At 65.6% G+C, this 5,085-nt stretch carries 5 protein-coding genes and 1 pseudogene; 4 read left to right on the forward strand and 2 right to left on the reverse strand.

Annotated elements, in window-relative coordinates; genetic code table 11:
* From EN932_RS28765 to EN932_RS28780, 4 genes are all read left to right on the forward strand, one after another.
* Nucleotides 1–678 (forward strand): ABC transporter substrate-binding protein (locus EN932_RS28765; protein ID WP_164890659.1); only part of this gene is annotated, 678 nt, incomplete at its 5' end.
* Between the two features lie 105 nt (nucleotides 679–783).
* Nucleotides 784–1,455, forward strand: coding sequence for an amino acid ABC transporter permease (locus tag EN932_RS28770; protein ID WP_013530557.1), 672 nt, complete (start codon nucleotides 784–786; stop codon nucleotides 1,453–1,455).
* The gene (locus tag EN932_RS28775; RefSeq protein WP_127368920.1) at nucleotides 1,452–2,126 is read left to right on the forward strand and encodes an amino acid ABC transporter permease; all 675 of its coding nucleotides are present in this window, start codon (nucleotides 1,452–1,454) and stop codon (nucleotides 2,124–2,126) included. The genes EN932_RS28770 and EN932_RS28775 overlap by 4 nt, the downstream gene beginning before the upstream one ends.
* A gap of 56 nt (nucleotides 2,127–2,182) precedes the next feature.
* Entirely contained in the window at nucleotides 2,183–2,911 is a 729-nt protein-coding gene (locus EN932_RS28780; protein ID WP_024501778.1) for an amino acid ABC transporter ATP-binding protein, read from the forward strand.
* A 10-nt stretch (nucleotides 2,912–2,921) separates the two neighbouring features.
* Here the strand turns inward: EN932_RS28780 and arsK are convergent, their stop codons facing one another.
* The gene (arsK, locus tag EN932_RS28785) at nucleotides 2,922–4,166 is read right to left on the reverse strand and encodes an arsenite efflux MFS transporter ArsK (RefSeq protein WP_127384946.1); all 1,245 of its coding nucleotides are present in this window, start codon (nucleotides 4,164–4,166) and stop codon (nucleotides 2,922–2,924) included.
* Nucleotides 4,159–5,085: pseudogene (locus EN932_RS28790) on the reverse strand (NAD(P)-binding domain-containing protein); the annotation flags it as partial. The gene arsK and the pseudogene EN932_RS28790, both read right to left, overlap by 8 nt.

Genomic DNA, 5,085 nt, shown 5'->3' on the forward strand with positions numbered 1-5,085 from the left:
GTGCAGACCCAGGGACCGCCCTTCTCGCTGGTCGGCGCCAATGGCGAACGCACCGGCAGTTCGGTCGAACTGGCCGAACTGATGGCCAAGGAAATGGGAGTGAAAATCACCTTCCTCGACTTCGACTGGGATGGTTTGATCCCGGCGCTGCTGTCGGGCAAGGCCGACCTGCTGGTCGCCGACATGACACCGACGCTGGCGCGCGGCATGAAGGTCGCCTTCACCACGCCTTACATGTACACGGGCAGCACCGTCTTCACCAAGGCCGACAGCAAGTTCAAGACCACCGAGGACTGCAAAGCCAAGGGCACCAAGATCGCCGTGCTGCTCGGCGCCACCGGCGAGAAGGAAGCCAAGAAAGCCTTCCCCGATGCCGACATCAAGAGCTACAAGGGTGGCGGTCCGCTGCTGCTCGACGCCGTCAACAACGGCCAGGCCGACTGCGGCGTCAACGACGTCTCGGCGGTCAAAGGCCAGTCGACCGCCTATCCGGCCGGCACCTTCACCATCATGCCGGACCTTCTGTCGAAGGAGCCGCTTGCCTTCGCCACCCGCTATGATGAGCCGGACCTGTTGATCTGGATGAACCTGTTCCTCAACCAGGTCACTATCGACGGCCGCCTGCAGAAGAACCTCGACTACTGGGTCAATTCCGACGCCTGGAAGAAGGATCACTAAGCAGCGATAAATCCAGGCGGTTTCGCGCGCATCTTAAACGCCGCGAAGCCGCCCGGAATTTCGTTTCATCTGTCGTTTCCTGCGCTCTGGGGATTTCACCCAACGATGCTCGAAAATTTCAGTTTCCGCACCATCGTCGAATACCTGCCGTTGTTCGGACAGGGCCTGGTCACGACCGTTTGGCTGTCGGCGCTGTCCTTTGTCGGCGCGCTCATCGTCGGCATCGTGCTGTGCGCCATGAATCTGCAGCGCGGCTGGCTGTTTCGCGCCCCAGCCAAGGCCTATATCGATGCGGTGCGTGCCACGCCCTTGCTGGCGCAGCTCTATTTTCTTTATTTCGGCCTGCCCCGGCTCGGCTTCGTTCTGCCGGAACTCGTCGTCGGCATCCTCGCGTTGTCGCTGAACAGCGGCGCCTATATCGCTGAAATCATTCGCGCCGGCATCCTGTCGATCCCGCGCGGCCAGGTCGAGGCCAGCGTCGCTTCGGGCATGACCTATGTCCAGCGCATGCGCCTTGTCGTCCTGCCGCAAGCCTTCAAGGTGACGATCCCGCCGCTGCTCGGCCAAGCGATCGTGCTGGTCAAGGATTCCGCCCTTCTGTCGCTGATCTCTGTTTCGGAACTGACACGCGCCGGTCAATTGCTCGCCTCCGACCGCTTCATGCCGGCGGAAGGCTTCCTCACCATCGCCGCCTTCTATCTGCTGCTCTATTACGGCCTGAAAGGGCTGGCTGGGCTCTCCAGCCGCTGGCTCGGCACAGCGGGGGCGCGGACATGATCTGGCAACAACTGCAAAGCCTCGCCGGCTCCTATCCACTGGCCCTGCGCGGCCTCGGCATGACCGTGTTGCTGTCGCTGATCAGCCTGGTGCTCGGCACGCTGCTCGGCTTCGGCCTCGGCATCCTGCGCACCGGCGGCAACCGTCTGATCTCGGGCTTGATCGGCGCCTGGGTCGACCTGATCCGCGGCACGCCGTTCCTGGTGCAGATCTTCCTGATCTTCTTCATCCTGCCGGAGTTCGGCATCGAGCTCGACGCCTTCACCGCCGGCATCATCGCGCTGACCAATCTGGCTGCCTGCTTCATCTGCGAGATCGTCGTCGCCGGCATCCGCTCGGTACCGACCGGCCAGGTCGAGGCGGCACTGGCGTCCGGCCTGTCGCGCTGGCAGCGCATGCGCCAGGTGGTGCTGCCGCAGGCCATGCGCATCGTGCTGCCGCCGCTGGTCGGGCAATATGTGCTGCTGATCAAGGATTCTTCCGTCGTCTCGGCCATCGGCCTCACCGACCTCACCCGCGTCGGCTGGCTGGTGGTGCAGCGTGTGCCCAACGGCCTGCTGGTCTTCTTCCTTGTCGGCGCCGGCTATTTCATCGTCTGCTATCCGCTGATCATGCTGGCCCGCCGGCTGGAGCAGCGCATGGGCGCGGCGCATGGCGAGGTGCAGTTGTGACTTCCAACCTCAAAGGTCCAGAAAACATGACCAAAACGGGCCTTGCCAAAACCGGCATGATCGACTTTCGCGGCGTCAACAAATGGTTCGGCTCGCTCAACGTGCTCAAGGACATCACGCTCAGCGTCGAACCGCGCGAAGTGGTCGTCGTCTGCGGCCCGAGCGGCTCGGGCAAAAGCACTCTGATCCGCTGCGTCAACGGCCTGGAGGCGATCAAGGACGGCGACCTCGTCGTCGACGGCCAGCGGCTCGGCGATCCCGCCACCAACATGACGCAACTGCGCACCGAGATCGGCTTCGTCTTCCAGTCGTTCAACCTCTATCCGCACAAGACGGCACTCGAAAACGTCACGCTCGCCCCAATCCATGTCCGCAAGATCCCGCGCGCCGAGGCTGAAAAAGCAGGCCGCGAATTGCTGGCCAAGGTTGGCCTCGCCGACAAGGTCAATGCCTATCCCGCACAGCTCTCCGGCGGCCAGCAGCAGCGCGTGGCGATCGCGCGTTGCCTCGGCATGCGGCCCAAGATCATGCTGTTCGACGAGCCGACCTCGGCGCTCGACCCCGAGATGATCTCCGAAGTGCTCGACGTCATGGTGGCGGTCGCCGAGGAAGGCATGACCATGATGGTGGTGACGCACGAGATGGGCTTTGCCCGCAAGGTCGCCCAGCGCGTGGTGTTCATGGACGCCGGCGCCATCGTCGAAAGCGGCACGCCCGACGAGTTCTTCTCACACCCCAAGACCGACCGCAGCCGCGCTTTCCTGAGCAAGATTCTGCGGCACTAAAGGCGGGCGGTCAGGTCGCCTCTTCCGCGCTGCCGCCAATCGCAAACGCTGCCGGGCCGCCGCGCCGCCTGAGCAGCGCGATGGCGAGGAAGGCGATGACGCCGCTCGCGGCGACGACCACCAGCACCCACAGGGAATTGGCGACCGATGTCCGCGCCATCATGAAGGCGAGCGCGAACGGCGCGAAGGCCGAGGTGAACTGACGGGCGGCGCTCGCCCATCCCAGCCGCGCGCCATAGCCTTCGCGGCCGAAGAGTTCGAGCGGCAAGGTGCCGCCGACGATGCTGGTGAGGCCGGAGCCGAGGCCGAACAGGAATACGAACACGAAGGCGCCGGGCAGCCATGGCGTGGTCAGCAACAGCGCACACAGCCCGGCCGTGAGCAGTGACGCGGCAATGACGGCAAGGTGCGTCTGCTGCAGCCGCCCGCCAAACAGCATGTTGATCAACCGGCTAGCGACCTGCGCCGGCCCGAACAGGGTCGAGACGAAGAGGCCTGCGGTGCCGAGCCCAAGGGCCGCCGTCAGCGGCACCATGTGGATGAGGATCGCCGACAGCACGAAGCCTTCGGTGGCGAACCCCGCCAGCATCAGCAGGAATGCGGCCCGGCCGCGCCGCGCATCGAGCGGCATTCCCGCTTCATGGGGGGCGGAACCGCGCTCATGCGGCGTGACCGTTGCGTGGCGACGCGACAGGCGCATCAGCCAGGCGTGGATCGGCAGGCATAGGCCGAGATTGAGAGCGGCGAACAAAAGGTAGACCTCGCGCCATGTGAGATGCGCATGCAGCGCCGAGGTCAGCGGCCAGAACAGGGTAGAGGCAAACCCGGCGATCAGCGTCAGATGGGTGATGCTGCGTTGCGGCCGGGGAACCCCGACCTGCACGATCGCCACGAAGGCAGCGCTGTAGAGGACGAAGCTGGAGGCCAGTTCCATCGCCAGCAATCCCAGAACGAAGCTCACGCGGCCGGGTGCGACGGCGCACAGCGCCAGCGCCACAGCCGCCGCGACCGAGCCGACGGTCATGATGCGGCCGGCGCCGAAGCGGTCGGCCCACCGCCCGGCAGTCGGCGCGAACAGGCTGCCGGCAAACAGCGAGGCCGACAGGGCTGCGAATACCCAGCCTTCCGTGAGCCCGAACTCGCGTGCCATTGCCGGCGCCAGGATCGAGAAGCTGTAATAGAGCGTGCCGTAGCCGATGATCTGGGTCAGCCCAAGCGCCCAGATCGCCTTGCGCAGGACGGATCGTTCAGGCATCGACGCCGGCCGCCATATTCTCTCGCGTCTCGGTGGCCGGCGCGGTTGCGCAGCCGCAACCCGACGCGCCCGTTGCCTTGGCGTCCGCATCCCTGACGCAGCAGGCATCGACAGCGGCGGGAGCAGGCCCGCCACAGCAGCCGGCGCTTTCCGATACCGTCGCGACACCGACGGCACTGCACACGCCGGTCTCCGGCAGCACCAGCCGCACCTCGCGGGCCGCGGCATGGTCTCCGGCAATATCGGCCACCACCGAGCGGACCTGCTCGTAGCCGGTCGCCATCAGGAAGGTCGGGGCACGGCCGTAGGATTTCGAGCCGACGATGGTGAAACCGGGTTCGGGCTGCGCGAGCTCCGCAATGCCATGCGCGGGAACCGTGCCGCATGAGTGGAAGTTCGGATCGATCAGCGGCGCCAGTGCCGGCGGCGCTTCGACGACGGGATCGAGCGCGATGCGGATTTCGTCGAGGAACGACAGGTCTGGCCTGAAGCCGGTGGTGACGACGATGCGGTCCACGGCCATGCTGAACGGCTTGCCCGCGAGGTGGGCGTCGACGGCAAGCTTCTCGCCTTGCGTCTCGATGCGGTCGACGGCGAAGCCCGCCAGCATGTTCAGCCTGCCGTCCGCCATCGCCTGCCTGGCGGCCAGCCCAAGCGCACCACGTTCCGGCAACTGGTCGTTCAGCCCGCCGCCGAGCAATCTCTCGATGTTGGCGTGCCGCAGCGCCCAGAAGATTTCGGTGCCAGGCGCGCCATCCTGCAACTCCATCAGCGCCAGCGCGACGTTGATGGCCGAGTGCCCGCCGCCGATGACCAGGATGCGCTTGCCCGCATAGTCTTCTCTCGCCTTGCCGACCACGTCGGGAATGCCATAGGCGATGCGTGCCGACGCCTTGTCTTCGCCGGCAACCGGCAGCCC

The sequence above is a fragment of the Mesorhizobium sp. M7A.F.Ca.US.002.01.1.1 genome, assembly GCF_004022955.1.
Taxonomy (GTDB): Bacteria; Pseudomonadota; Alphaproteobacteria; order Rhizobiales; family Rhizobiaceae; genus Mesorhizobium; species Mesorhizobium ciceri.

Excerpts from the sequence above, each read along its gene's own strand:
- EN932_RS28780 (WP_024501778.1), top strand. The coding sequence starts at position 2,183 with ATGATCGACTTTCGCGGCGTCAACAAATGGTTCGGCTCGCTCAACGTG.
- EN932_RS28770 (WP_013530557.1), top strand. The coding sequence starts at position 784 with ATGCTCGAAAATTTCAGTTTCCGCACCATCGTCGAATACCTGCCGTTG.
- arsK (WP_127384946.1), bottom strand. The coding sequence starts at position 4,166 with ATGCCTGAACGATCCGTCCTGCGCAAGGCGATCTGGGCGCTTGGGCTG.
- EN932_RS28775 (WP_127368920.1), top strand. The coding sequence starts at position 1,452 with ATGATCTGGCAACAACTGCAAAGCCTCGCCGGCTCCTATCCACTGGCC.